The organism is Streptomyces sp. CNH189 (assembly GCF_000527195.1).
Genome location: NZ_AZUS01000005.1, coordinates 61395 through 86528 on the forward strand (window position 1 = coordinate 61395; position 25134 = coordinate 86528).

Consider the following 25134-nt stretch of genomic DNA (forward strand, 5'->3'; position numbering starts at 1 on the left):
GTCAGACCTCGTCGTCCTCCACCGGCGGCATCAGTGCCCGCAGCCACCGTTCCGTCTGGGCGACGTGAGCCTCCGCCGCGCCGGCGGCCTGGCCGGGGTCGCGGTCGGCGATCGCGGTGGCCAGGACGCGGTGGTCGGCGTCGCTCCTGCGGCGCAGTTCGGGACCTTCGGGGAGGGTGAACACCTGGTACTTGCGGGAGCGGGCGCGGAACACCGCGAGCAGGGAGGCCAGCGTGGGGTTGCCGCCCGCGCGGGCGATCTCCGCGTGGAAGCGGTGGTCGAGGTCGGACGCCTCGGCGGGATCCTCCGTGGCCTCCATCGCCTCGATGAGGGAGAACAGCCTCTCGACCGTCTCGGGGGTGGCGCGGGCGGCGGCCTTCGCCGCGACGTGCGCCTCCAGCACCCGGCGGATCTCGTAGACCTCCAACAGTCCCGGCAGCGGCAGTAGTTGCAGGGTCAGGGAGAGGCTGCCGATGAGGTCCTCGGGGCGCAGTTGCGAGACGTAGGTGCCCGAGCCGTGACGCGGCTCGATCACGCCGAGCGCCGCGAGCATGCGCACCGCCTCGCGCAACGAGCCCCGGGAGACACCGAGTTCCTCACAGAGGTCCGCCTCGGGCGGTATCCGCTCCCCGGCGCCGAGCCGCCCCGTGGCGATCATGTGCCGCAGGCCGTGGAACGCCTTGTCGACTGCCGACATCCGATGCCTCCCCTTGACGGGCCGCGTCCGGCGCGCCCCCGCCCGAGTGCACTGTAGCGGGCCGAGAGATCAGATGTCTTTGATGAAACATTTCTGAGTCATCTGATTTCTAGGCGTTCACGGGTCTTGTCATGGCCGAAAACGCCATGCCAACATCCCGAGTCATCATACGTCTTGGCCTTCGGGTTGCCCGAGGGTCTGATGTCCCTCGCGGATGGGAGTCATGTGAGCGAGACCGACGTCAGCACCGCCCCGCGCCCCCTGCTGCTGTCCGACGGCCGGCCGGCGGCTCAGGCGTGGTCGCTGGATCCCGCCCTGCGCCATCTCAACCACGGGTCCTTCGGCGCCGTTCCGCTGGTCGCCCAGGAGCGGCAGAACGAGCTGCGGGCGGAGATGGAGCGGGCGCCGGTGGTGTGGTTCCCCGAGCTGCCGGGGCGGCTCGCGGCGGCCCGCGCCGGCCTCGCGGCCTTCCTCGGAGTGGACGCGGGCGACCTCGCCCTGGTGCCCAACGCCAGCGCTGGGGTGAGCGTCGTGTACGCCTCCCTGGAGCGCCGGGCGGGCGGCGAGATCGTCGTCACCGACCACGGCTACGGCGCCGTGACGATGGGCGCCGAACGCCTCGCCCGCCGCTGGGGCGGCCGGGTGCGCACCGCGCACGTCCCGCTGGGCGCGGACGAGCAGCAGGCGTACGAGGCCGTCATGGCCGAAGTGGGCGACGCCACCGACCTCCTGGTCGTCGACCAGATCACCTCGGCCACCGCCCGCCGGCTGCCGGTGGAGCTGATCGGCGCGGAGGCGGCGCGGCGCGGTGTCCCGCTGCTCGTCGACGGCGCTCACGCGCCCGGACTGCTCGCCGCCCCCCTCGACGGGCTGACCTGCGACTTCTGGGCGGGCAACCTGCACAAATGGGCTTGCGCCCCGCGCGGCACCGCGGGGCTGGTGGCCCGCGGCCCGCTGCGGGACAGTCTCCACCCGCTGATCGACTCCTGGGGCGCGCCGGACCCGTACCCGGACCGCTTCGACCAGCAGGGCACGGTCGACGCGACCAACTACCTGGCCACGCAGGCCGCGTTGGATTTCGTCGACCGCACCTGGGGCTGGGACGCCGCCCGCCGCCACATGGACGGACTGGCGGGCTACGCGGAGCGCGTCGTGGGCGCGGCCGTCGCCGAACTGACCGGTGTGGACGCCCTCGTGGACGTCGGCATGCCGGTGCCCGGCATGCGGCTGGTGCGGCTGCCGGACGGTCTCGCCGACAGCCGGATCGCCGCGGACGCCCTGCGCGACCGGGTGGCCGCCGAGCTGGGCGTCGAGGCCGCGTTCACCGCCTTCGACGGCGTCGGCTACGTACGGCTGTCCGCGCACGTCTACAACACCGCCGAGGACTACGAGTACTTCGCCGAGCGGTGCGTTCCCGTGCTCGGCGAGTGGGCCCGCGCCGCGCGCACCTGACCGGCCACCCCGCACACCCCTCCGCACGCCCCTTCCCCCACGCAAGGCCCCGCGTCCCGTCCCCCCGTTCACCGAAGGAAGAGGTCAGCACGATGAGAAGAAGGACGGCAGCTCTCGCGCTCGGCACCGCCGCCGCGATGGTCCTGACCGGCTGCTCCACGATGAGCCCCGGTGAGAGCGGAACGGTCACCCTCAACATGGTGGAGAGCCTGACCAACCCCGCCCGCACCGACCTGCTCGAGGACCTGATAGCCGACTTCCAGAAGCAGAACCCGAAGGTCAAGGTCAACCTGGTCTCGCCGCCCACCGAGCAGGCCGACCAGAAGCTCCAGCAGATGCTGCAGTCGGGCAGCGGCGTGGACGTCCTCGAGGTGCGCGACATCACCGTCGGACCCTGGTCGAACAACGGCTGGCTGTACGACATGAAGAAGGACCTGACCGGCTGGAAGGGCTGGGACGCGCTCACCGACAACGCTGTCGCGGCCGCCGAGGACGCCGAGCACCGCACGTACTTCGTCCCGTACGGCTTCTACGGGCTGAGCCTCTTCCACCGCACCGACCTGATCAAGGAGGCCGGCTTCGACAAGCCCCCGGCCACCTGGGACGAGCTGCTGGAGCAGGCGTCCGAGATCCACGACCCGTCCTCGCGCCGCTACGGCTACGCCTTCCGCGGCGCGGCCAACGCGCACAGCAACGCGACCGCCGCCATCGAGGCGTACGTCGCCGACGACATCGACCCCGCCAACGGCTACCTGCTGAAGAACGGCGAGACCATCTTCTCGGCGCCTGAGGCGCTGGACGCGATGGAGACGTACCTGAAGCTGTTCCGGAAGGCGTCGCCGAAGTCGTCCGTGGCCTGGGGCTACCCGGAGATGGTGGAGGGCTTCACCAACGGCTCGACCGCGTTCCTGCTCCAGGACCCCGAGGTCATCGCCACCGTCTCGGAGTCGAAGTCGATCGACGAGAACCAGTGGAGCACCGCGCCCCTGATGGCGGGGCCCAGCGGTAAGACGGTGCAGCCGCTGGCGACCGCCGGATGGGGCGTCGCGGAGGGCAGCAAGCACAAGGCCGAGGCCGTGAAGCTGGTGCGGTTCCTCTCCGAGGGTGAGGCGTCCACGCGCTTCAGCAAGGAGAACAGCCTGGTGCCGATCCTGAAGTCGGCGGCCGACGACGACTTCTACCGCACCGGCCCGTGGGCCAGCTACGTCACCATGACGGAGAACCCGGACAAGTACCTGGTCGTCACCCAGCCGCGCGGTGTCGCGTGGTGGACGGAGTGGCAGCAGCGGGCCGACACGGACGTGCAGAAGATGATCCTCGGCAAGCTGACGCCGAAGGACCTGCTGGCCGGCTGGGACGCGTACTGGACCGAGAAGTGGAAGAAGTGACGATGTCCGGTACGTCCACGTCCGGTACCTCCGGCACGTCCACGCCGGCGTCCGGCGCGCCGATGGCGCCCTCCGTCCGCAAGGAGGGCGGCCCGCCCCGGCGAAGAGGCGCGGGAGGACGCCGCAGGCGGGAGTTCACCACCCGGCGCGGCCTGGTCATCGCCGCCTTCATGGCGCCGGCGGCGGTCTTCGTGGCGCTGTTCACGTACTACCCGATGATCGCCGGCAGCCAGATGGCCTTCCGGAACTGGAACCTGACCGACCTCACGGACACCTCCTGGGTGGGGATCAAGAACTTCCGGGAGGTCTTCACCGACCCCGTGTGGGGGACGGTGTTGAGCAACACCGCGCTGTGGGTGGTCGGTTCGATCGTGCCGCAGCTGGTGATCGGGTTCGCGCTCGCGCTGTGGCTGCGCCGCCGGTTCCGGTTCCGCGGGCTCTACCAGGCGCTGATCTTCTTCCCGTGGGCGATCTCCGGGTTCCTCATCGGCATCCTGTTCCGCTGGATGTTCAACAGCGAGTTCGGTGTCGTCAACGACCTGCTGCAGCGGGCCGGGCTGATCGACGAGCCGATCGCCTGGCTGGCCGACCCGGACACCGCGATGACCGCCGTACTGGTCGCCAACATCTGGTACGGGGTCACCTTCTTCGCGATCATGATCCTGGCCGCGCTGCAGTCGATCCCCGACGAGCTGTACGAGGCGGCGGCGCTGGACGGCGCGGGCAAGGCCCGGACGCTGTTCCAGATCACCATCCCCTACATCCGGGTGACGCTGGCCCTCACGGTGCTGCTGCGGGTCATCTGGATCTTCAACTTCCCCGACCTGATCTTCGGCATGACCGGGGGCGGGCCGAACAACGAGACGCACATCGTGACCACCTGGATGATCAAGATCACGCAGCAGGGTGACTACGGCAAGGCGTCCGCGCTCGGCCTGATCGTCGTCGCGGTCCTGCTGGTGTTCGCCGTGTTCTTCCTGCTGGCGACGCGGGAGCGCGGGGCGGGACGCCGAGGCGGCACAGGGCCTGGGAAGCTCGGCACGTTCGGGAAGCGAGGGGTGCGGGCGTGATCGGCAAGGAAACCACGGCCGGCCGGGCCACCAAGTTCACGTTCCTCGGCCTCTGGCTCGTCTTCTCCCTCTTCCCGCTCTACTGGATCGTCGTCACGTCCCTCAAGGACCCGGGCGACATCTTCTCCTTCCCGATCGCCTACTGGCCCGAGCGGTTCTCCCTGGAGAACTACCAGGGTCTCTTCGGCAAGGCGGACTTCGGCACGTACCTGGTGAACAGCCTGGTCGTGGCGACCGTCGCGGGCGCGGTGGCCACCGCCATCTCGACGCTCTCGGCGTACGTCCTCGCTCGCTTCGAGTTCCGCAGCAAGTCGGCGCTGCTGATGGCGGCCCTGGTCACGCAGATGATCCCGTCGTTCATCGCGCTGGGTCCGCTGTACCTGCTGATGACCGACCTCCGACTGGTCGACAACCGCCTTGGGTTGATGCTCGTCTACATCGCGGTGTGCATCCCCTTCTGCACGGTGATGCTCCGCGGCTTCTTCGAGAACATCCCGGACGCGCTGGAGGAGGCCGCGATGATCGACGGCCTGTCGCGGCTCGGGGCGCTGGTCCGGGTGCTGCTGCCGGTGATGCGCCCGGGGATCGTCGCCGCGTTCATCTTCAACTTCGTCAACTGCTGGAACGAGTTGTTCCTGTCGGTGACGCTGATGAACAGCGACGAGAACAAGACGGTGCCGACGGCGCTGAACGGCTTCATCTCCAGCTTCAACATCGACTGGGGTTCGATGTCCGCGGCGGCGGTGCTGACGATCCTCCCGACGATGGTGCTGTTCGCCTTCGCCAGCCGTCACATCGTGCAGGGGCTCACGGCGGGCGCGGTGAAGGGGTGAGCCGGGCGCCGGCTCACGGGGTGCCGTCGTGCCCGCCCCCGGGCCCGGCGGCGTCCCCGGCGGCCCGCTCCAGACGGGCGCGGTAGGCCTTCCACCAGGCCGGGTCCGACGACGGCAGGCTGTTGCGCCCGGCCCGCTCGCCCGCCGCGCCGTCCATGAGCTCGCGCAGGATGTCGGCGTGGCCGGCGTGCCGCTGGGTGTCGGCGATCACGCGGACCACCGCGTGGTGCAGGGTCAGTTCGGCCCTGTCGTCCGGCCACCACGGCACCCGGCCGGTGGTGTCCAGCGGCAGGGCGCCGATCGTGGCGTCCGCGTGCGCCCAGGCCCGGCGGTACAGCCCGACGACGTCGGCGCGCGTCTCGTCGGCGGTGGCCCACATGTCGTCGTTGGGCTCCGCCCCCTCCGCGAGCCAGGGGAGCGGCTCGCCCGACGGCCGCCCGAAGGTGTCACCGAGGTACCCGAGCTCCACACCGGCCGCGTGCTTCACCAGCCCGAGCAGATTGGTCCCGGTCGGCGTCATCGGCCGCCGCGCGTCGTACTCCGTCAGCCCGTCCAGCTTCCACACCAGCGCGTCCCGGGCCTCCTGGAGATAGCGGTGCAGGTCGGCCTTGGCGGCATCGGCGAGTGTCATGGGTCCAGTTTGTCGCCCATGGCGGCCACCGTCCGCGTGATCGGGTCGACTGCGTCCGCTCAGCGCGCCGAGGCGTCCGCTCAGCCCGCCGAGGCGTCCGCTCGGCGCGTCGCCGCGTCCGTGAGGATCGCTTGGAGGCGGCTGCGGCACTCCGCGGCGAAGGCCGGGAACGTGTGCCGGTAGTACGGGATCCCGGCGACGCCCACCGCGATGGCCCAGGCGCGGGCGCGGAGCCAGGTGAGGTCGTCGAGGGACAGGGTGTCCCAGTAGGCCCGGCGGGCCTCGGGCGGGAGGTCCCAGACGGGGGCGTGCTCGGCGTCGGGGTGGCCGACCGAGAGGGCGCCGAAGTCGATCACCGCGTGGAGCGCGCCGTCCCGGGCCAGGAGGTTGGCCGGCCTGAGGTCACCGTGCAGCCACACGTGGGGCCCCGAGGGCTCGGGCAGGTCGAGCGCCGCCAGCCACAGCCGCTCCAGCGTGTCGATGTCGAGGTCCAGCCCCGGGAGGGTCCGGCAGGCGTCCAGGCTCGTGCCGACCCACTCGTCGCACGGGACCAGGCTTCCGCCCCGGTACCAGGAGAGACCGTCCGCCCGCGTCGCGCCCATCAGGTCGACGCGGTGGAGGGCCCGTACGACCGCCGCCAGGTCGGCACCGAAGGCCGCCCAGTCCCGGACGGTGCCCGGGCCGGGCTCCTCACCGTCGATCCAGCGGTGGACCGACCAGGGCACCGGGCAGGCGTCGGTCGGTGTCCCGGCGTGGACGGGCTCGGGGACCGGACACGGCAGGTGGGGCGCCAGCCGGGGCAGCCACTCCTGCTCCTTCCGCAGGGACGGTGCGCCGTCCGCCGTCCGCGGCAGACGCACCAGCAGGTCGTCGCCCAGCCGGTACATCGTGTTGTCCGTGCCCGCGCCCGCGGGAGCCAGGGGCAGGCCGGCCCACTCCGGCCGCTGTGCCCGCAGCAGTGACCGGACGAGCGCCTCGTCGACGGGGATCTCGTTCTCGTGAAGCGTCACCGGGGAAGTCTCGACGCCGTACCGAGCCGGAAGCCAGCGCTTTTTCCCCGCCCCTAGGAGGTCCGCCCCCGCCCGGCGTCCGGCCCGCCGTACGCGAACCGGTGTCCGGCGAAATCGGCGAGGTGGACGTAGCCGATGCGCCGGTAGAGGGCGTTGCTGGTGGGGTTGGCCGGGTCGGCGAACAGGACGACGTCCGTGGCGCCCGCGCTCAGCGCCGCCCGGCTCACCTCGACCGTCACGGCACCCGCGTAGCCCCGTCCCCTGTGGCGGGCGGGGGTGTAGACGGGGTCCACCCGGACCATGCCGCCGACGACCGGGGTCACGGCCGCCAGGGAGACGGGCGTGCCGTCCGGGGTCTCCCAGAACGTGAAGTGCCGGTCCCCGAAGCGCGACGCGCCCCACCTGCCGGCGTCGATCAGCTCGAGGGAGGGCCGTTCACCGACCTCGACGCAGAACTCACGGCACCACCGCACCACGTGCTCATGGTCGCCCGCTCCCGCGCGGCGCCCGCGCCCCCGCGGGAGCGGCCGCGGAGGGGTGAGCGTGCCGAGACGGTAGAGGTGCGTCCGCCAGAACGGTGTCGGCGCGGCGCCGCTGTGCCACTGCCACGACGCGGCGAAGGCGCCGGCGGTGTCGTGGTCCGCGACGACCTGGGTGGGGGAGTGACCGAGGCCCGCCAGACGGGCGGCGAGCACGTCGGCCCGTTCGGCGGAGAGCGGGGTGAGGCCCAGACGGCCGCGCGGGGTGAGGTAGCAGACCGCACGGACCTCGCCGTCCGCCTCCAGCCGGCCGAGGACCAAGGCCCCGGCGCCGGGCGCCCGCAGCGTCTCGATGTCCGTCAGCGCGGTGTTGTGGAGGGCGGGCCGCGAGCGCAGGAAGCCTCCGGCCCGGGTGAGGAAGTCCTCGACGTCGTCGGTGAGGTGCCAGTCGTCGGGTCGCATGCCGCATCCTCCCGGACGAACCGGCCCCGCCGGAATCGCCGGGGCGCTGCGCGTGGCCCGCCCCGCCCCGCCGCTTCGGTCAGGTTCGGTCAGGCCGACTCCCGCTCGGCCATGAACTCGTCGAGGAGCTCGAACAGGACCGTGAGGGCGTGCCGTTCGTCGTCGGGTGGCAGGCTCAGAATGCTTTCCCAGCCGTCGGGCAGGGCGATTCGCAGGACCGCGGTGGGCCAGGACTGTTCGCCCTCGCCCCTGCCCTGGGTCTCGCCCTCACCCTCGCCTCCGCTCCGGGCGACGAGCCACTCGTGCCAGCCGGTGAGGCCACGCCCGCCACGCTCGCGGGCGTGCTCGTCGCGGCCGGTCAGGAACGCGGCCGCCATGAGGAACGATCCCGTGCCGACGAACATGCTGGGACGCGCGCCGAGGGAGGCGAAGTACTCACGTTCAGCCATCTCGGAGGGCGGCTTCACGCCTCCTGATCCTTCTCGACGCCGAAGCGTGCGTCCAGGCCCCCCCGCGCCGGCGGTAGCGCACTCTTGCAAGCAGGGTGCTTGCAATTGTTAGCAGGGTGCGTCATGGTGGGAGGCATGGCATCCCTGAACGTCGGTGGTCTCGGTGAGTATCTGCGCGAGCAGCGGCGCAACGCGCAGCTGTCGCTGCGGCAGCTCGCCGACGCCGCCGGGGTGTCCAATCCGTACCTGAGCCAGATCGAGCGCGGGCTGCGCAAGCCCAGCGCGGAGGTGCTCCAGCAGGTCGCCAAGGCGCTGCGCATCTCCGCTGAGACCCTGTACGTGCGCGCCGGCATCCTCGACGCCGAGCGCGACCGGGACGAGGTCGAGACGCGCGCCGTCATCCTCGCCGACCCGACGCTGAACGAGCGCCAGAAGCAGGTGCTCCTGCAGATCTACGAGTCCTTCCGCAAGGAGAACGGATTCGGGGGCACCGAAGAGGACGGGGAGGCGGTTCCCACCGGGCCCGATCCGGGTTCCGAGCCGAGTGCGGCAGCCTCCACCAGCAAGGGCGGCGAAGCCGCCGTGCGCCACGGCGGCGGGGCAGCCGTCGGCGACGACAGCGACCCGCGGCGGACGGCCGGCTGAGCCGGACCAGGGCACCGGCCACCCACCGCGGACCACACAGACCCTCAGCCGAAACGACATCCGGGAGAACCATCACCATGGCCATCACCGACGACCTGCGCAAGACCTTCAGCGACCCGAAGCCGCTCTACTTCGCCGCCGGCACCGCCGACCTGGCGCTGCAGCAGGCCAGGAAGGTGCCGGCTCTGGTGGAGCAGCTGCGCACCGAGGCCCCGGCCCGCATCGAGGCCGTCCGCGGTACCGACCCCAAGGCCGTCCAGGAGCGGGTGACCGTCCGGGTCCGCGAGACGCAGGAGACCCTGCAGACCAAGGCCAACGAGCTGTTCGGCTCGCTGGACACCGACCTGAAGAAGCTCGGCGAGAGCGCCCAGGACCTCGCGCTGCGCAGCGTGGGCGTCGCCGCCGAGTACGCGGTCAAGGCCCGCGAGGCCTACGAGAAGCTCGCCGAGCAGGGCGAGCAGGCCGTGAAGACCTGGCGCGGCGAAGCCGCCGAGGGCATCGAGGACATCGCCGTGGCCGTCGAGCCGCCGGTCGAGCCGAAGCCCGCGACCCGTCCGGCCCCGGCCCCGGCCAAGCCCGCGACCGCCCCCGCCCCCGCCCCGGCGGAGGCCAAGAAGGACGCGCCCGCCGCCGCGGAGGCCCCGGCCCCCGGGAAGCCCGCCGCCAAGAAGGCTCCGGCGGCCCGCAAGCCCACGGCGAAGAAGACGACTCCGCCCGCGAAGTGAGCCGCACGCGGACGACGTGACCGGGACGAAGGCGCACGGGCCGGGCACTTACGCGGTGCCCGGTCCGTTTGTCCGGGTAGCCGACCGGCGGATGCGGGTACGGTGACGGCGGAAGACGGCGCAGCGCGTGAGCGGCGCGGTGCGTGACGACGGCGTGGTGGACGAGCCGAGTACGGGTGGTGGACGTAGTGCTGATGCAGGGCTTCGCCAATTTCATGTGGCTGTTGAGCATGGCTCTGATCGTGTTCAGCGGTTTCGCGCTGATCGACGCCGCCATCCGCCGTGAGGACGCCTACCGCGCGGCGGACAAGAAGACCAAGCCGTTCTGGCTGATCATCCTGGGCATCGCCTTCGTGGTGAACCTGATCTTCAACATCCTGTCGTTCCTGCCGATCATCGGCCTCATCGCGACGATCGTGTACATGGTCGACGTGCGCCCGGCGCTGCGCGGTCTGCCGGGCGGCGGACGCTCCCGCCGGGGCTCCAGCAGCGACGGACCCTACGGCCCGTACAACGGCGGCCGCTGACCGGAACCCGGCACGCCGGGTTCACGGGTGGGCGCCTCTGAGTCGTATCTGCGGGTGCGTCGTGCTTTCTCGCGCAGACCCCCGCCCCTTCGGGGCGCGGTCGCCGTCGCGCCCTCAGGGGGCGCGGGGAACCGCGCGAACGGTTCAGGACGGCCCGCGGCCGCCCCGGAACCCCAGCCGCGCGGGCGCGAGACCGCGCGGGCGTCCGAGGCGGCCCCCGGCGCCGCTCAGCGCGTCCGGTCCAGCAGCAGCACCGCCACGTCGTCCGTCAGCTCCCCGCCGTTGAGGTCCCGGACCTCGTTCACGGCGGTCCGCAGCAGCTCCTCGCCGCTCAGGCCCTCGGTCAGCCGGCGGCGGATCATCTCGACCATGCCGTCCTGGCCGAGCCGCTCGCCCGTGTCGCCGACGCGGCCCTCGATCAGGCCGTCGGTGTAGAGCATCAGGCTCCACTCGGCGCCCAGCTCCACCTGCATCCGCGGCCAGCGGGCGCCCGGCAGCAGCCCGAGCGCCGGGCCGTTGTTGTCGTACGGCAGCAGCCGCGCGGGCATGCCCGGCCTGGCCAGCAGCGGGGACGGGTGTCCGGCCAGGCACAGGCCCGCCCGGCGGCCGTCCGGCGCGATGTCCACCGTGCACAGCGTCGCGAAGATCTCGTCGTCCGGGCGTTCGTGCTCCAGCACCTGCTGCAGCGTGCTGAGCAGCTGGTCCCCGCACAGCCCGGCCAGGGTCAGCGCCCGCCAGGCGATGCGCAGCTCCACGCCGAGGGCGGCCTCGTCCGGGCCGTGCCCGCAGACGTCACCGATCATGGCGTGCACCGTGCCGTCGGGCGTGCGGACCACGTCGTAGAAGTCGCCGCCGAGCAGGGCGCGCGAGCGGCCGGGGCGGTAGCGGGCGGCGAAGCGCAGCGGGGAGCCGTCCAGCAGCGGCGTGGGGAGCAGGCCGCGCTCCAGCCGGCGGTTCTCCTGGGCGCGCAGCCGGCCCTCGGCGAGCCGCCGCTCGGCGGAGTCGGACCGCTTGCGCTCCACCGCGTAGCGGATGGCGCGGCTCAGCAGCCGGCCGTCCAGCTCGTCGCGGACCAGGTAGTCCTGCGCGCCGACGCGCACCGCCTCCGCGCCGCGCTCGGTGTCGTCCGCGCCGGTGAGGGCGAGGACGGCGTGCCGGGGCGCGAGCTCCAGGACGTGCCGGAGCACGGCGAGCTCGTCGTCGTCGGCGGCGTGGCCCGGCGCGGGCAGCGCCAGGTCCAGCAGGATGCAGTGGACGTCGTCGGTCAGCAGCCGCTCGGCCTCGGTGAGGTTGCGGGCGGTGCGGACGCGCATCGGCCGGCCGGACTGGTCGACCAGGTCCGGCACGACGGGCGAGCCGCCCGGGTCGTTCTCGATGAGCAGCAGCGTCAGGCTGGTGTGGGTGGTCGTCTCGGCCTTGTCCGGCGTGGTGCCGGTCCGGGCCGGGGCGTCGTCGGACGGGGTGGCCGCACGGGGGGCCGCCGTCCGGTTCTCGGGCAACTCCAGTGCGGACTCGTTCTGTGCGGCGGCCGGCGCCTGACCACTTTCCGCGGCCGGGATCGCTCTCTGCCGCGGTACGGGTGCGGGCATGGTTCCGGGTTCCTTCCCTCCCCCCGAGGGCATGGCGGGGGCGACGGATCTCGGTCCTGTTCCCCGCCTTCACGTTCGTGCACGGGCAGGGGATGCCCCTTCGAACGGGGACCATAGCGGGTGACCGCGCCGCAGCGGAATGGTGTGAACCACGCCGCCCGGCCAACAGCCGCTGTCATATGCCGCGTTTGCTACCGCAGTTGGACAGGCTGAAGACGCCGCGGGGATGACGAACGTCACGTCTGCGGGGGTTCGGCCGCATGATCCACGTGCGATGGGTCACGTGGCCGGTGTCACGGGGCCGTTGGGACCCGCGGCCCTCCGTCCCGGTCGGTGGCCGGATCGGGACGTACGACGCCCAGGATCGGCATCGAACCGGCCCCGGCGAGCGTCACCGTCCGCCCGGGACGGGGCGCGTGCACCATCGTCCCGTCGCCCACGTACATGCCGACGTGGCTCGCGTCGTCCCAGTAGATGATGAGGTCGCCGGGCCGCATGTCCTTGATGCCGACGCGCGTCAGCTGCTGCCACTGCTGCTGCGACGTGCGCGGGATGGCCCTCCCCGCCGACAGCCAGGCCTGCGAGGTGAGTCCGGAGCAGTCGAAGGTGTTCGGACCCTCCGCGCCCCACTGGTACGGCTTGCCGATCTGCGCCGTGGCGTACGCCACGGCCTTGCGGCCCTGCGCGGTCGCCCTGGCCGTGATGTCGTCGAGGACGCCGGAGCTCAGCCAGCCGGCCTGGGCCCGGGCGGCGGCCCGCAGCTCCAGCCGGGCCAGGCGCTCCTTCTCCTCCTGCTCGAGCTCGGCCTCCAGCTTCTCGGCCGCCTCGATCTGCTTCTCGATGCGCTTCTGCGCCGCGGCCTTGGCCTTGCGGCCCGCCTCCAGCTTCCGCATCTGCACCCGGGCGTCCTCGGTGTACTGCTCCAAGTCCTGCTGGGTGCGGGTCATTTCCACGATCAGGCCCTTGGCGGCGTGCTCGCCCTGGCGGACCCGTCCCGCGCCGTCGAGGAAGTCCTGCGGGTCGTCGCTCAGCACCAGGTGCGCCTCGGGCGGCAGTCCGCCGCCCCGGTACTGGGCGGCTGCCGCGGCACCCGCGCGGTCCTTGAGGTCGGCGAGCTTCTCCCGGCCCTCGACGATTCTTTTCGCCAGCCGGACGACCTGGGCGGTCTGCAGCTTGGCCTTCTCCTCGGCGGCGTTGTACTCGTCGGTGGCCTTGGCGGCCGCGCGGTACAGCTTCTCGAGCTTCTTGCGGACCGCCTCGAGTTCCTGGTCGCTGGTGACCACGGTGACGCTCGCGGTCGCGCCCGGGTCCGGTGGGGGAGTGGGGGCCGCGAACGCCGTACCGGGCGCGGCCAGTACGGTCACCGCGCACACCACGGTCACGGCCGCCGTCAGCACCCCGCGTTTGCCCGCCCCCATGCGTGCCACCCCCGCCTGGTTAATCGTCAGTAACTTTCCGCTGCCGGGTGGATGCTGCCATGTCGGCGCGCGAAACGACAGAGGGTGTGGATAACACCCCTTCCGTCACGGTGGTCCCCGTACGACGGTCATCCCGCCCGTGTGACGTACGGCCGTGGGGAATCGTTCCCGGTCGGAGGGGGTGCGGGCCGGTCTGCCGGGGCCGTCACCAGTCCCTGGGCGCCAACGCCTCCCAGCGCACGGTGACTTCGCCCTGACGCCACCGCGCCGGCCCGTCCGTCACCGGCCAGTCGGCCGTGAGGTCCCGCACGGTCCGGATCCAGCGCTGGCGCGCGCCGTAGGCGGCGTAGGGCGCGGCGGCCGCCCAGGCGCGGTCGAAGTCGCGCAGGAAGGCGTGCACCGGCTCGCCCGGGACGTTGCGGTGGATGAGCACCTTGGGCAGGCGTTCCGCCAGGTCGGAGGGGCGGTCCAGGGAGCCCAGCCGGGTCGCGAAGGTGACCGTGCGCGGCCCCTCCGGGCCGAGCGTGACCCACACGTGCCGGCGCCCGATCTCGTCACAGGTCCCCTCGACCAGCAGCCCCCCGCGCGAGCCGGTCGCCGGGTCGGCCGGGGCGAGCCGCGCGCACAGCCGCCGCCACACGCCGGCGACCTCCCCCTCGTCGTACTGGCGCAGCACGTTGGCCGCGCGGACCAGCACCGGGCTGCCCGGCACCGGGATCTCGAAGCCCCCGCGCAGGAACACCAGCCCTTCCCGCTCGTAGGGCCGGGCGGAGGCGACCCGGGCCGGGTCGATCTCGACGCCCGCCACCCGGGTGCGGGGTGCCGCGGTGCGCAGCCGGTGCAGCAGCTCGACCGCGGTCCAGGGCGCGGCGCCGTAGCCGAGGTCGACGGCGAGCGGGTCGGCCGCCCGGCGCAGTTCGGCGCCGTGCGCGGCGGCGATCCAGCGGTCCATGCGGCGCAGCCGGTTCGGGTTGGTTGTGCCGCGCGTCACCGTGCCCAGGGGGGCGGAGGCGGGGCGCGGTGTCATGAGGACGAGGGTACGGGGGTACCCGCCCCCGGATCGCGGCGCGTGCGCCGCACGGCCACGCAGCGCACAGTCGAACGGTTGAGCTACTCAAGGCAATGATTCGGTAAAGACCGCCCTCGACGGCGCCGCGCGGAAATGGGAACGCAGCGTTCCGATGTTGACGTCCCCGAGGGATCCACGCCCTCTTCCAGCCGTGCACGCAGCGAGGAGGAACGCCACGTGAGCCAGTACATCGCGAGGCTCGGGCGGCGCTCCCCCGCCACCCCGTCGCGGCTGCGGCTGCACCGCAGGCCACGCCGCGTGGCGATGCTCTCCGTGCACACCTCACCGCTGCACCAGCCGGGCACCGGCGACGCCGGCGGCATGAACGTCTACATCGTGGAGCTCGCCCAGCGCCTGGCCGCGATCAACATCGAGGTGGAGATCTTCACCCGGGCGACCACGGCCGCCCTGCCACCCGTCGTCGACCTCGCCCCAGGCGTCCTCGTCCGGCACGTCGACGCGGGCCCCTACGAGGGCCTCGCCAAGGAGGACCTGCCCGCCCAGCTGTGCGCCTTCACCCACGGCGTGATGCAGGCGTGGGCCGGCCACCGCCCCGGCCACTACGACCTGGTCCACTCGCACTACTGGCTCTCCGGCCACGTCGGCTGGCTGGCCGCCCAGCGCTGGGGCGTCCCCCTGGTGCACGCCATGCACACCATGGCCAAGGTCAAGAACGCCAACCTCGCCGACGGCGACACCCCCGAGCCCGCCGCCCGGGTCATCGGCGAGACGCAGATCGTCGCCGCCGCCGACCGGCTGATCGCCAACACCGCCGAGGAGGCCGGCGAACTCGTCGAGCACTACGCGGCCGACCCCGGCAAGGTCGCCGTCGTCCACCCCGGCGTGAATCTCGGCCGCTTCCGCCCCGCGGACGGCCGCGCCGCCGCGCGCGCCCGCCTGGGCCTGCCCCCGGACGCGCTGATCCCGCTGTTCGCCGGCCGGATCCAGCCCCTCAAGGCCCCCGACGTGCTGCTGCGCGCGGTGGCCGTGCTGCTCGCCGAGCGGCCCGAGCTGCGCTCCCGCATCTGCGTGCCCGTGGTGGGCGGCCCCAGCGGCAGCGGCCTCGCCAAGCCGGAGGGACTGCAGAAGCTCGCCGCGCGGCTCGGCGTCGCCGACGTGGTCCACTTCCACCCGCCGGTCGGGCAGGAGCAGCTCGCGGACTGGTTCCGCGCGGCGTCCGTGCTGGTCATGCCGTCGTACAGCGAGTCGTTCGGCCTGGTCGCCATAGAGGCCCAGGCGTCCGGCACCCCGGTGCTCGCCGCCGCGGTGGGCGGCCTCCCGGTCGCCGTGCGGGACGGAGACACCGGCTTCCTCGTCCGGGGCCACGACCCGGCCGCGTACGCGCGCGTGCTGGAGGACCTCGCCGACCGGCCGGAGCTCGCCGCCCGGATGGGCGAGGCCGCCGCCCGGCACGCCCAGTCCTTCGGCTGGGACGCGGCGGCCGCCGCCACGGCCGACGTCTACACGGCCGCGACCCAGGCCCACCGCCGTCACGTACGCTCCCACCATGGCTGACAAGGCGGCGCAAGCAGAGCAGCGGGCGGCACAGGTCATCGAGGGCGTGCTGAAGGACGCCGAGCTGGAGTGGGAGAGCCCCGCCTCCGGCACCTTCGTGGTGAAACTCCCCGGCACCCGCAAACTGTCCACGACGGTCTCCCTGATCGTCGGCCGGCACACGCTGTCCCTCAACGCCTTCGTCATCCGCCACCCCGACGAGAACGAGTCCGGCGTCCACCGCTGGCTCCTGGAGCGCAACCTCAAGCTGTTCGGCGTGAGTTACGCCGTCGACCCGCTCGGCGACATCTACGTCAGCGGCCGGCTGCCGCTGCCCGCGGTCACTCCGGAGGAGGTCGACCGGCTGCTCGGCCAGGTGCTCGAGGCCGCCGACGGCAGCTTCAACACCCTGCTGGAGCTGGGCTTCGCCTCCGCGATCCGCAAGGAGTACGAATGGCGGGTGTCACGCGGTGAGTCGACCCGCAATCTGGACGCGTTCACGCATCTGCTGGAGCGGCCCTCGAAGGGCTGACTCCGCGCGTTGTGTGACCGCATGACGGCGGGGTCCGAACTGGCGTGCGGAAGCGGGCTGCTAGCCTGCCGCGATCCGGGCCCCGGACACAGGGGTCCCATGCATGAAGAGGACGTGCATGCGCACTGGCAGATCCGCCCTGGCGGCGGTGCTCGGCGGAACGATCGTCCTCGGGGCGCTGACCGCTCAGCCCGCCCAGGCCGCCGACACCGGCATCAAGGTGTCGAAGGTGGTCGTGAACAAGGGCAAGCCCATCGTGGTGGGCACCACCGAGACGAAGTACCCGACGATCAGCTTCCGGGTGACCTGGCCCGCCGGGCACACCATCAGCACCGCGTCGGCCATGCCGTTCATGTACCACGGCACGACGGCGGTCAAGGCCTACGAGGGCCCGGGCAACCAGGTCTTCCTCCACGACATGATCACGTGCAACGAGGACGGCTCGCGCGCCGCTAACTGCGAGGGGACGCTGCGCATCCGGCCCCGCGAGAACCTCGACTCGGCCGCGGACGCCACGACGTGGAAGCCGGCGTTCGTCGCCCTCCTGGACGTGAAGGGCAAGACCAAGCACGGGTACCTGAACAGCTCGGCCACCCTCCAGGTCAAGCGGGCCGCCCGGGCCACGGTCAACGCCTCGCCCGAGCCGGTGGTCAAGAACAGGACGCTCACCGTCACGGGCAAGCTGACGCGCGCCGACTGGGCGAAGCGCGCCTACTCCGTCTACGGAGGCAAGGCGGCCCGGCTCGAGTTCCGCAAGGCGGGCACCACCACCTGGAAGGCGGTCAAGACGGTGCGGGCGAGCTCCACCGGGTCCCTGAAGAGCACGGTGAAGGCGACCGCGGACGGCTACTGGCGCTGGATGTTCGGCCAGACGACCACGACCGGCGGGGCGACGTCGGCGGCGGACCACGTCGACGTGAGGTGACGCGTACGCCGTCGGGGGTTCGCGCGTGCGGACCCCCGACGGCGCGCTTTCTCATGGGCGTTCCGCGCTCCTGTACCGCCCCGGCGTGACCCCCACCAGCCGGCGGAAGTGCCGGGTCAGGTGGGCCTGGTCGTAGAACCCGGCGGCGGCCGCGACGTCGCCCGGCGGCCACCCCTCCAGCAGCAGCCGCCGCGCCCGCCCGACCCGTCTGGACGTCAGGTACTGGTGCGGCGGGATGCCGTACGCGGTGCTGAACGCCCGTACCAGATGGGCGGGATGGGCCGACAGCTCGGCGCCCGCCTCCGCCAGGGTGAGCCCGTCGGGCACCCGCGCGTCGAGCAACTCCCGCAGCCGCCGGGCCAGTACGGGGTCGGGGCGGCGGGGCGCGGCCGGCTCCCGTGACTCCAGATGCTCCCGCAGCCGTTCCCCGACCAGCGTCAGCCGGCTCTCCGCCTCCAGCTCGTCCCCGGGCCGGACCAGCGCCGCGTGCACCTGGCCGACCCGCCGGCGCAGCAGTGGATCGCGCAGGTCGGGCCGGTCCACGGCGGCCCCGATGAGGTCGTCGCCGAGACGGCTGGAGTCCAGGTACAGCACCCGCTTGCGGAACCCGTCCGCCGTGGCGGGGGCGCCGTTGTGCGGCACGTGGGGCGGCAGCAGGGACACGGTGTCGTGCGGGGTGCCGTGCTCGTGCCGGTCGAGGTCGTACCGCACGGCGCCGGAGTCGACGATCAGCAGTGTCCAGGCGTCGTGGACGTGCATCGGGTAGGCGTACTCGGTGAACCGGGCGTGGAACACCTCGACGACACCGGGGACGGAGGGCCGCCAGGCGGAGACGCTCGCGGGCGCCGGTTCCGGGGGCGGGGATGCCGGGGCAGGCATGCAAACAACGTACAAGACCGGGGGCGGACCCGGGCGGCAGTCTCACGGCATGAGCACGAGCACCCGTTTCGACACGAAGATCGCCGTCCTGCTGCGCGAGGACCTGGAGCCCTGGCAGCGCCTCAACGTCACCGCGTTCCTGGTCAGCGGCCTGGGCACCCAGGTCCCCGAGCTGATCGGCGAGCCGTACGAGGACGCGGACGGCGTCGGCTACCTGCCGATGTTCCGCCAGCCGGTGCTGGTCTTCCAGGGCACCAAGGAGGTCCTGAGGGCGGCCCACGAACGCGCCCTCTCCCGCGCCTTGCCGCGCGCGGTCTTCACCTCCGACCTCTTCGCCACCGGCCACGACGACGCCAACCGCGCGGCCGTCCGCGCCGTCCGCACCACCGACCTGGACCTGGTCGGCCTGGCCGTCCACGGCCCGCGCAACGCGGTGGACAAGACGCTGAAGGGGGCGCGGATGCATCCGTGAGGACGTCCGCCCGCGGAGGCACCCGTGCGGCATCCGCCCGCGGAGGCACCCGTGCGCGCGGATGTCCTCGCACGGACGCGTCCGTGTGCGCGTGCGGGTCCGTGCGCGGGCGCCGAGGTCCAGGCCGTCCGCGTACGCTTTTTCCGTGCCCGCCCCCCGTCTGCATCGCGTCGCCGTCCTGGTGCTGGAGGGCGCGAAGCCGCTCGACGTCGGGATCCCCGCGCAGGTCTTCACGACCCGCGCGAGCATGCCGTACGAGGTGCGGGTGTGCGGGGCGGCGCCCGGCCTGGTGGCCGGCGGCGACGGTCTCGCGTACGCCGTCTCCCACGGCCTGGACGCGCTGGAGTGGGCCGACGTCGTCTTCGTGCCCGGGTACCGGTTCCCGGACCGGGAGGACCCGCCGCGCGCCGTCGTCGAGGCGCTGATCGCCGCCCACGAGCGGGGCGCGCGGCTCGCCGCCATCTCCACCGGCGCCTTCGCGCTCGCCGCCACCGGCCTGCTCGACGGGCGGCGCGCCACCACGCACTGGCACTACACACGCGCCCTCAAGGCCCGGCACCCGCGCGTCCGGGTCGACGAGAACGTGCTGTTCGTCGACGAGGGCAGCGTGCTCACCTCGGCGGGCGCCGCCTCCGGCATCGACCTGTGCCTGCACATCCTGCGCGGCGACCTCGGCGTGGCCGCGTCCAACCACGCGGCCCGCCGGCTGGTGGCGGCGCCCTACCGCAGCGGCGGCCAGGCCCAGTACGTGCCGCGCAGCGTGCCCGAGCCGCTGGGCGAGCGGTTCGCCGCCACCCGGGAGTGGGCACTGCACCGGCTCGGCGACCCGCTCACTCTGGACGTGCTGGCCAAGGAGGCGGGCGTCTCGCCACGCACCTTCTCCCGGCGGTTCGTCGAGGAGACCGGCTACACACCGATGCAGTGGGTGATGCGCGCCCGCGTCGACCTGGCCCGCGAACTGCTGGAGCGCTCGCAGCGCAGCGTCGAGCAGATCGCCGCCGACACCGGGCTCGGCACCGGCGCCAACCTGCGGCTGCACTTCCAGCGCATCCTCGGCACCACCCCGAGCGAGTACCGGCGCACGTTCACGCGGGGGTAGTAGCGAGGCCCTCCGCCGGGCCTGGCGGGATACTTGTGAACCATGGCGTTCCCGCCACTGTCAGCGGCGTCGGCGGCGCGCGAGCCTGGGTGGTGAGAGGAAGGGACACCACTCATGACTCGCATCGCCATCAACGGATTCGGCCGCATCGGACGCAATGTGCTGCGCGCACTGCTGGAGCGCGACAGCGGCCTGGAGGTCGTCGCCGTCAACGACCTGACCGAGCCGGCCGCCCTCGCCCGGCTGCTCGCCTTCGACAGCACCGCCGGCCGCCTCGGGCGCCCGGTGACCGTGGACGGCGACACCCTCGTCGTCGACGGCCACCGGATCAAGGTGCTGGCCGAGCGCGAGCCGGCGCAGCTGCCGTGGGCCGACCTGGACGTCGACCTGGTCCTGGAGGCCACCGGCCGCTTCACGTCGGCCAAGGCCGCCCGCGCACACCTCGACGCCGGCGCGCGGAAGGTCCTGGTCAGCGCGCCCTCGGACGGCGCCGACGTCACGCTCGCGTACGGCGTGAACACCGACGCGTACGACCCGGACGTGCACACGATCGTCTCGAACGCCTCCTGCACCACCAACGCGCTCGCGCCGCTGGCCGCGGTCCTCGACGACCTCGCCGGCATCGAGCACGGGTTCATGACGACCGTGCACGCCTACACGCAGGAGCAGAACCTCCAGGACGGCCCGCACCGCGACCCGCGCCGCGCCCGTGCCGCCGGAGTGAACATCGTGCCCACCACGACCGGTGCCGCCAAGGCGATCGGCCTGGTGCTGCCGAACCTCGACGGCAAGCTGTCGGGCGACTCGATCCGCGTACCGGTGCCGGTCGGGTCGATCGTCGAGCTCAACACGACGGTCGCCCGTGACGTCACCCGCGACGAGGTGCTCGCCGCGTACCGCACCGCCGCGGAGGGCCCGCTGGCCGGCGTCCTCGAGTACTCGGAGGACCCGCTGGTGTCGTCGGACATCACCGGCAACCCCGCCTCCTCCATCTTCGACTCGGCCCTCACCCGCGTCGACGGCCGCCACGTCAAGGTGGTCGCCTGGTACGACAACGAGTGGGGCTTCTCGAACCGGGTGATCGACACCCTGGAGCTGCTGGCGCGAGGCTGAGCGCCGGCCCGCCGAGCACGGAGGGCCGACCCTCTATCGCGTACGTGCCCCCTGTCCACGGTGTCCGTGAGCAGGGGGCACGCCCGTGTGCGTCGGCAGGCGGTACTGAGGCGGTCGTCGCCGGAACGCCGGTGCCGCACCCATGGCACACGCGTCAGGTACAGCCTGCTGTACCGCGAACAGGGGTGCTTCCCGGCGCGACGCCGGACCCCCCGCTCCCTAGCGTGGTGAACGCGGAACGGATCCGCGAACTCGACCCGGGAGCAGCCGACATGACGACCGTCCAGCCCAAGGCGACCGACACCTCCGCCACCCACACGGCCCTCTGGGCCGTCGTGGCCGTCAGCGGCGTGGCGAACCTCGTCGCGTCCGTCGCCCAGGCCCCCCTCGTGGTGAACCTGGCCACCGGCCTCCTCACCCTCGCCGCCCTGACCGCCCTCGGCACCCGCCACCTCCGCGCCCGTCGCGACCGCGCCTGAGCGGCGGTCCCGGAGTTCGGCCCACCCCGGCTCGGCGTCACGCGGGTCACGTGCTGCGGCTCCTCGGTCACCCGGAAATTCCCAACACCCGCCGCGTGCGGATGACATGGCCGGTCGGCCCCCTCACCCGAGGCTCACGGAGCCCGCGCGCGATGCGCGCGATATTCCGTTCCTCGATTGTCCGTCGCATGCCATACGCTGCGCCGAGGCAGCGTCCAACACCCGTTCGGGTGAGGGGGGACGCGCGGCCTCTTTCATCCTCATGTCCGGCGACCACCGGACTTCTTCCTTGGGGGCACATCACTGTGCGCAGGCGCAGCATCGCGACCGCGACGGCACTCGCGGTCGTCCTCGGTTCCGCGGCTCTGGTGGGGGGCACGTCGGCACCGGCGGCGGCCGACTCCGCGAAGGTTCTTCCGGTGACTTCGGTCGGCGACATGGTCGTCGACGGGGCACACCAGCGGGTCTACGTCTCCGACCCGACCGGCGGAAAGATCGTCGTCACCGACTACAACGGCACCGTCAGGGCCACACTCACGGGCCTGTCCGGGGTGTCCGGCCTCGCCGTGTCCGACGACGGCGGCCAGGTGTACGCCGCCGTGACGAAGGACGACCGGATCGTCTCGGTCGACACCACCACGTACACACAGACGGCGAGTTACCCGCTGGGCGCGGCGCCCGGCGACCTGGAGGTGGTGGACGGCCGCGTCTGGTTCGCCCACGGCGCGGACTTCGGCTCGCTGGACGTCTCCGGTCCCGAGCCCGTCGTACACCTCGGCCAGAAGGGCGACGCCGGCTTCTACGGCGCGAGCACCATCCTGGCGTCCGACCCCGCCGTCCCGGGCACCCTGGTGGCCGGTGACAGCAGCTACGTCGCGGTCTACGACGTCTCCGCCGACGGAGCCGCCCTGCGCGCCACGACGTTCGTGGGCAGCGGCGTGAAGCAGCTGGACCTGACGCCGGACGGCAAGCAGATCCTCACCTCCTGGGGCCAGGGCTACGGTTACAGCCTCGGCGCCTACTCGGCCACCGACCTCACCGAGCAGCCGGGCTACCCCATCGAGGCCTACCCGAACGCCGTGCGCATCGCGCCCGACGGCAGCATCGCGGGTGGCAGCTTCTCCTGGTACGACCCCGACGTGCACATCCACCGCCCGGGCGACCCGGTGCCGGTGCGGGAGTACGACTTCCCCAACACGGGCAACAGCAGCGGCGCCGACACTCTCGTGGACGGGGCCCTGGCCTGGGCGCCGGACGCCAGCCGGGTCTTCGCCGTCTCGGTCAACACCTACGGCACCCACACCCTGCGCGCCCTGACCGACCCGACCAAGGAGGTGCCCGCCCTCAAGGTGTCGGCCCCGGCGAAGTCGGAGCGGGCCAAGAAGCTCACCGTCACCGGCAAGCTCACCTCCAAGACGCTCCCGCCCGCCGGGACCGCCCTGACGGTGACGCGCACCGACGTCGAGTCGCCCAAGGGCAAGGCGCTGACCGCCGCGAGGACGAAGGCGGACGGCACCTTCTCCTTCACGGACACCCCGCCGGCCGGCGGCAAGGTCACCTACAGGGTCGCCTGGGCGGGCGACGCCACGCACGCCCCGGCCTCCGGCGCGGCCGCCGTGGAGGTCTCGCGCAAGGCGACCTCGCTGACCCTGAACAACAACGGCAAGGTGTACGCGTACGGCAAGAAGGTCACCTTCACCGCGCACCTCGGCACCACGTACAAGAACCGCACCGTCTCGATCTACGCGGACCCCTTCGGCGCCGACAAGCCGAAGAGGCTGCTGAGGACCGGCAAGGTCAACTCCAAGGGCAACCTGTCGGCGACCGTCACCATGGGCCGCGACACCACCGTCAGCGCGGTCTTCGCCGGCGACGCCCGCTACGCCGCGAAGACGGTGAAGTCCACGGGCTACGCCAGGGTGAGCGTCTCCACCGGCGTCTCCAAGCACTACAGGACGGGCAAGATCGGCTCCACGAAGTACCACTACTTCCGCAAGAACACCGACCCCGTGTTCACCACGACCATGAGCTACTACAAGGGCCGCGCCCAGCGCCTCCAGCTCCAGGTCTGGTACGCGGGCGCCTGGCGCAGCACGGCCGCGGAGTACTTCGCCCTGAACAGCAAGGGCAAGTCGGTCGTACGCCTGGAGGCCCCGGGCGAGTCGGGCATCCGCGCCCGCATCCGCTCGTCGTACATCAACGGCTCCTCGGGCGACTCCGTCAACTCGACGACCCACGGCGCCTGGAAGTACTTCACGTTCACGAAGTGAGCTGGGCCGGCTGAGGCCGTGCGTCACCGGCACGGCCTCAGTCGGCGGAGGTGGTGGTCCATCATCGAGTTCGATCCGACCATCGAGGTCCAGGCGACCTCGTGAGACCTCCCCGCAGTGCGTCGGGGCGGCCCACTAGGGTGCTGGCCATGGCTTTGGATCAAGACGGCGTGAAGCTGCCGCGACTACGGCCGGGCGACGTCGCGCGGCGAGGGGCTGTCTTCGGCCTGTTGGGCGCGGTGCCGCTCGTAGCGGCGGCCTTGAGCATCAGTGGCCACAGCGAGCGAAAAGAATTCCTGGCCGTCGTGAGTGCTCTGGGATTCTTCGGCGCCTTCTTCCTTGTGATCGGTGCCAGCTTCTGGTGGTTCAGCGCGGAAGACATCCGACGCCTGCGGGACTGGGGCACCATCACCACGCAGGCTGCCTCGGTCACGGTCATCGGCCCGGTGTTCCTGCGCTCCGGGTTGTGTCTCCTCGTCCTTGGGGCTGCCGCTTTCGGGCTGTACCACCTCGTGGACGCCGTGCCTTACGACAGCTGGTTGTACAGCTAGAACTGGCTCCGGCCCGTGGACGACCCAGGGCATGAGAGAAAGCCCCCTCCCGCAAGGAAGGGGGCTTACGCGTGGGCCCTTACTTCTTCTTGCCCTGGTTCTTGACCGCCTCGATCGCCGCAGCCGCCGCGTCCGGGTCGAGGTACGTGCCGCCCGGGGTGACCGGCTTGAAGTCGGCGTCGAGCTCGTAAGAGAGGGGGATGCCCGTCGGGATGTTCAGGCCCGCGATGTCGGCGTCCGAGATGCCGTCCAGGTGCTTGACCAGCGCGCGCAGGCTGTTGCCGTGGGCGGCGACGAGGACCGTGCGGCCGGTGAGCAGGTCCGGGACGATCGAGTCGAACCAGTACGGCAGCATCCGGACGACGACGTCCTTCAGGCACTCCGTCTGCGGACGCAGCTCCGGCGGGAGGGTCGCGTAGCGCGGGTCCGAGAACTGGGAGTACTCGGCGTCGTTGGCCAGGGCGGGCGGCGGGGTGTCGTAGGAGCGGCGCCAGAGCATGAACTGCTCCTCGCCGAACTCCGCGAGCGTCTGCGCCTTGTCCTTGCCCTGGAGGGCGCCGTAGTGACGCTCGTTCAGGCGCCAGCTGCGGCTGACCGGGATCCACAGGCGGTCCGCGGCCTCCAGCGCGAGCTGCGCCGTGCGGATCGCGCGCTTCTGGAGGGAGGTGTGGAGCACGTCGGGCAGCAGGCCGGCGTCCTTGAGCAGCTCGCCGCCGCGCGTCGCCTCCTTCTCGCCCTTCGGGGTGAGGTTGACGTCCACCCAGCCGGTGAACAGGTTCTTCTCGTTCCACTCGCTCTCGCCGTGGCGGAGGAGGATCAGCTTGTACGGTGCGTCGGCCATGTGTCCGAGCGTAATCGACGCCCGACACGCCCCGC

The 25134-nt window shown here is 72.3% G+C and carries 26 protein-coding genes; 16 read left to right on the forward strand and 10 right to left on the reverse strand.

All coding sequences use genetic code 11. The annotated features are described in order from the left end of the window. Nucleotide 1 precedes the first annotated feature (1 nt). Nucleotides 2-697, reverse strand: a complete 696-nt coding sequence (locus tag B100_RS0108875; RefSeq protein ID WP_024884088.1) for a FadR/GntR family transcriptional regulator — start codon at nt 695-697, stop codon at nt 2-4. 225 nt (nt 698-922) lie between these two features. Between B100_RS0108875 and B100_RS0108880 the strand changes: the two genes are divergently transcribed. The 4 genes from B100_RS0108880 to B100_RS0108895 all read left to right on the forward strand — a co-directional run bounded on the left by B100_RS0108880 (nt 923) and on the right by B100_RS0108895 (nt 5440). Then, entirely contained in the window at nt 923-2149 is a 1227-nt protein-coding gene (locus B100_RS0108880; RefSeq protein WP_024884089.1) for an aminotransferase class V-fold PLP-dependent enzyme, read from the forward strand. 92 nt (nt 2150-2241) lie between these two features. Continuing rightward, a complete protein-coding gene (locus tag B100_RS0108885; RefSeq protein WP_024884090.1) occupies nt 2242-3537 on the forward strand; it encodes an ABC transporter substrate-binding protein in 1296 nt (431 codons plus the stop codon). 2 nt (nt 3538-3539) lie between these two features. Beyond that, nucleotides 3540-4607 carry a carbohydrate ABC transporter permease gene (locus B100_RS0108890; protein WP_037722535.1) on the forward strand — a complete coding sequence of 356 codons (1068 nt, stop codon included), beginning with the start codon at nt 3540-3542 and terminating at the stop codon, nt 4605-4607. Beyond that, nucleotides 4604-5440 carry a carbohydrate ABC transporter permease gene (locus B100_RS0108895; protein WP_024884092.1) on the forward strand — a complete coding sequence of 279 codons (837 nt, stop codon included), beginning with the start codon at nt 4604-4606 and terminating at the stop codon, nt 5438-5440. The genes B100_RS0108890 and B100_RS0108895 overlap by 4 nt, the downstream gene beginning before the upstream one ends. A gap of 13 nt (nt 5441-5453) precedes the next feature. Here the strand turns inward: B100_RS0108895 and B100_RS0108900 are convergent, their stop codons facing one another. The 4 genes from B100_RS0108900 to B100_RS0108915 form a co-directional block, all read right to left on the reverse strand. Then, complete coding sequence (locus B100_RS0108900) at nt 5454-6071, reverse strand: DinB family protein (protein ID WP_024884093.1); 618 nt, start codon at nt 6069-6071, stop codon at nt 5454-5456. An 80-nt stretch (nt 6072-6151) separates the two neighbouring features. Further along, nucleotides 6152-7081 carry an aminoglycoside phosphotransferase family protein gene (locus B100_RS0108905; protein WP_024884094.1) on the reverse strand — a complete coding sequence of 310 codons (930 nt, stop codon included), beginning with the start codon at nt 7079-7081 and terminating at the stop codon, nt 6152-6154. A 53-nt stretch (nt 7082-7134) separates the two neighbouring features. Next, a complete protein-coding gene (locus B100_RS0108910) occupies nt 7135-8022 on the reverse strand; it encodes a GNAT family N-acetyltransferase (RefSeq protein WP_024884095.1) in 888 nt (295 codons plus the stop codon). An 89-nt stretch (nt 8023-8111) separates the two neighbouring features. Then, the gene (locus B100_RS0108915; RefSeq protein ID WP_486585608.1) at nt 8112-8471 is read right to left on the reverse strand and encodes a hypothetical protein; all 360 of its coding nucleotides are present in this window, start codon (nt 8469-8471) and stop codon (nt 8112-8114) included. A gap of 135 nt (nt 8472-8606) precedes the next feature. On the opposite strand from B100_RS0108915, the gene B100_RS0108920 reads away from it, so the two are divergent. The 3 genes from B100_RS0108920 (at nt 8607) to B100_RS0108930 (ending at nt 10368) form a co-directional block, all read left to right on the forward strand. Continuing rightward, complete coding sequence (locus B100_RS0108920; protein ID WP_024884097.1) at nt 8607-9116, forward strand: helix-turn-helix domain-containing protein; 510 nt, start codon at nt 8607-8609, stop codon at nt 9114-9116. Nucleotides 9117-9193: 77 nt separating this feature from the next. Further along, entirely contained in the window at nt 9194-9841 is a 648-nt protein-coding gene (locus B100_RS0108925) for a hypothetical protein (RefSeq protein WP_024884098.1), read from the forward strand. A gap of 194 nt (nt 9842-10035) precedes the next feature. After that, entirely contained in the window at nt 10036-10368 is a 333-nt protein-coding gene (locus B100_RS0108930) for a DUF2516 family protein (protein WP_078540800.1), read from the forward strand. A 227-nt stretch (nt 10369-10595) separates the two neighbouring features. On the opposite strand, the gene B100_RS0108935 is transcribed toward B100_RS0108930, so the two are convergent. The 3 genes from B100_RS0108935 to B100_RS0108945 form a co-directional block, all read right to left on the reverse strand. Next, the gene (locus tag B100_RS0108935; RefSeq protein WP_024884100.1) at nt 10596-11957 is read right to left on the reverse strand and encodes a fused response regulator/phosphatase; all 1362 of its coding nucleotides are present in this window, start codon (nt 11955-11957) and stop codon (nt 10596-10598) included. Nucleotides 11958-12250: 293 nt separating this feature from the next. Next, nucleotides 12251-13375 carry a C40 family peptidase gene (locus tag B100_RS0108940; RefSeq protein WP_024884101.1) on the reverse strand — a complete coding sequence of 375 codons (1125 nt, stop codon included), beginning with the start codon at nt 13373-13375 and terminating at the stop codon, nt 12251-12253. 205 nt (nt 13376-13580) lie between these two features. Beyond that, nucleotides 13581-14402, reverse strand: a complete 822-nt coding sequence (locus tag B100_RS0108945) for an SAM-dependent methyltransferase (RefSeq protein ID WP_106966970.1) — start codon at nt 14400-14402, stop codon at nt 13581-13583. Nucleotides 14403-14621: 219 nt separating this feature from the next. On the opposite strand from B100_RS0108945, the gene mshA reads away from it, so the two are divergent. The 3 genes from mshA (at nt 14622) to B100_RS0108960 (ending at nt 17395) form a co-directional block, all read left to right on the forward strand. Further along, nucleotides 14622-15959, forward strand: a complete 1338-nt coding sequence (gene mshA / locus B100_RS0108950; RefSeq protein ID WP_024884103.1) for a D-inositol-3-phosphate glycosyltransferase — start codon at nt 14622-14624, stop codon at nt 15957-15959. After that, the gene (locus B100_RS0108955; RefSeq protein ID WP_024884104.1) at nt 15952-16470 is read left to right on the forward strand and encodes a type III secretion system chaperone family protein; all 519 of its coding nucleotides are present in this window, start codon (nt 15952-15954) and stop codon (nt 16468-16470) included. The genes mshA and B100_RS0108955 overlap by 8 nt, the downstream gene beginning before the upstream one ends. A gap of 118 nt (nt 16471-16588) precedes the next feature. Next, entirely contained in the window at nt 16589-17395 is an 807-nt protein-coding gene (locus B100_RS0108960) for a hypothetical protein (protein ID WP_024884105.1), read from the forward strand. 51 nt (nt 17396-17446) lie between these two features. Here the strand turns inward: B100_RS0108960 and B100_RS0108965 are convergent, their stop codons facing one another. Beyond that, nucleotides 17447-18274 (reverse strand): AraC family transcriptional regulator, encoded by an 828-nt coding sequence (locus B100_RS0108965; protein ID WP_051489955.1) that lies wholly within the window; start codon nt 18272-18274, stop codon nt 17447-17449. 49 nt (nt 18275-18323) lie between these two features. Here B100_RS0108965 and B100_RS0108970 point away from each other — a divergent pair, with 49 nt between their 5' ends. The 6 genes from B100_RS0108970 (at nt 18324) to B100_RS0108995 (ending at nt 24258) form a co-directional block, all read left to right on the forward strand. Next, entirely contained in the window at nt 18324-18746 is a 423-nt protein-coding gene (locus tag B100_RS0108970) for a DUF2000 domain-containing protein (RefSeq protein ID WP_024884107.1), read from the forward strand. Between the two features lie 145 nt (nt 18747-18891). Then, complete coding sequence (locus B100_RS0108975) at nt 18892-19845, forward strand: helix-turn-helix domain-containing protein (protein ID WP_024884108.1); 954 nt, start codon at nt 18892-18894, stop codon at nt 19843-19845. A 114-nt stretch (nt 19846-19959) separates the two neighbouring features. Continuing rightward, nucleotides 19960-20958: a type I glyceraldehyde-3-phosphate dehydrogenase gene (gene gap / locus B100_RS0108980; RefSeq protein ID WP_024884109.1), complete on the forward strand. Its 999-nt coding sequence runs from the start codon at nt 19960-19962 to the stop codon at nt 20956-20958. A gap of 227 nt (nt 20959-21185) precedes the next feature. After that, on the forward strand, nt 21186-21437 hold the full coding sequence (locus tag B100_RS0108985) for a hypothetical protein (protein ID WP_024884110.1): 252 nt from the start codon (nt 21186-21188) through the stop codon (nt 21435-21437). Nucleotides 21438-21856: 419 nt separating this feature from the next. Further along, the gene (locus B100_RS0108990) at nt 21857-23707 is read left to right on the forward strand and encodes an Ig-like domain repeat protein (protein ID WP_486585609.1); all 1851 of its coding nucleotides are present in this window, start codon (nt 21857-21859) and stop codon (nt 23705-23707) included. A gap of 149 nt (nt 23708-23856) precedes the next feature. Further along, complete coding sequence (locus B100_RS0108995; protein ID WP_024884112.1) at nt 23857-24258, forward strand: DUF6336 family protein; 402 nt, start codon at nt 23857-23859, stop codon at nt 24256-24258. 79 nt (nt 24259-24337) lie between these two features. On the opposite strand, the gene B100_RS0109000 is transcribed toward B100_RS0108995, so the two are convergent. Continuing rightward, nucleotides 24338-25099 carry a phosphoglyceromutase gene (locus tag B100_RS0109000; RefSeq protein ID WP_024884113.1) on the reverse strand — a complete coding sequence of 254 codons (762 nt, stop codon included), beginning with the start codon at nt 25097-25099 and terminating at the stop codon, nt 24338-24340. Nucleotides 25100-25134 lie beyond the last annotated feature (35 nt).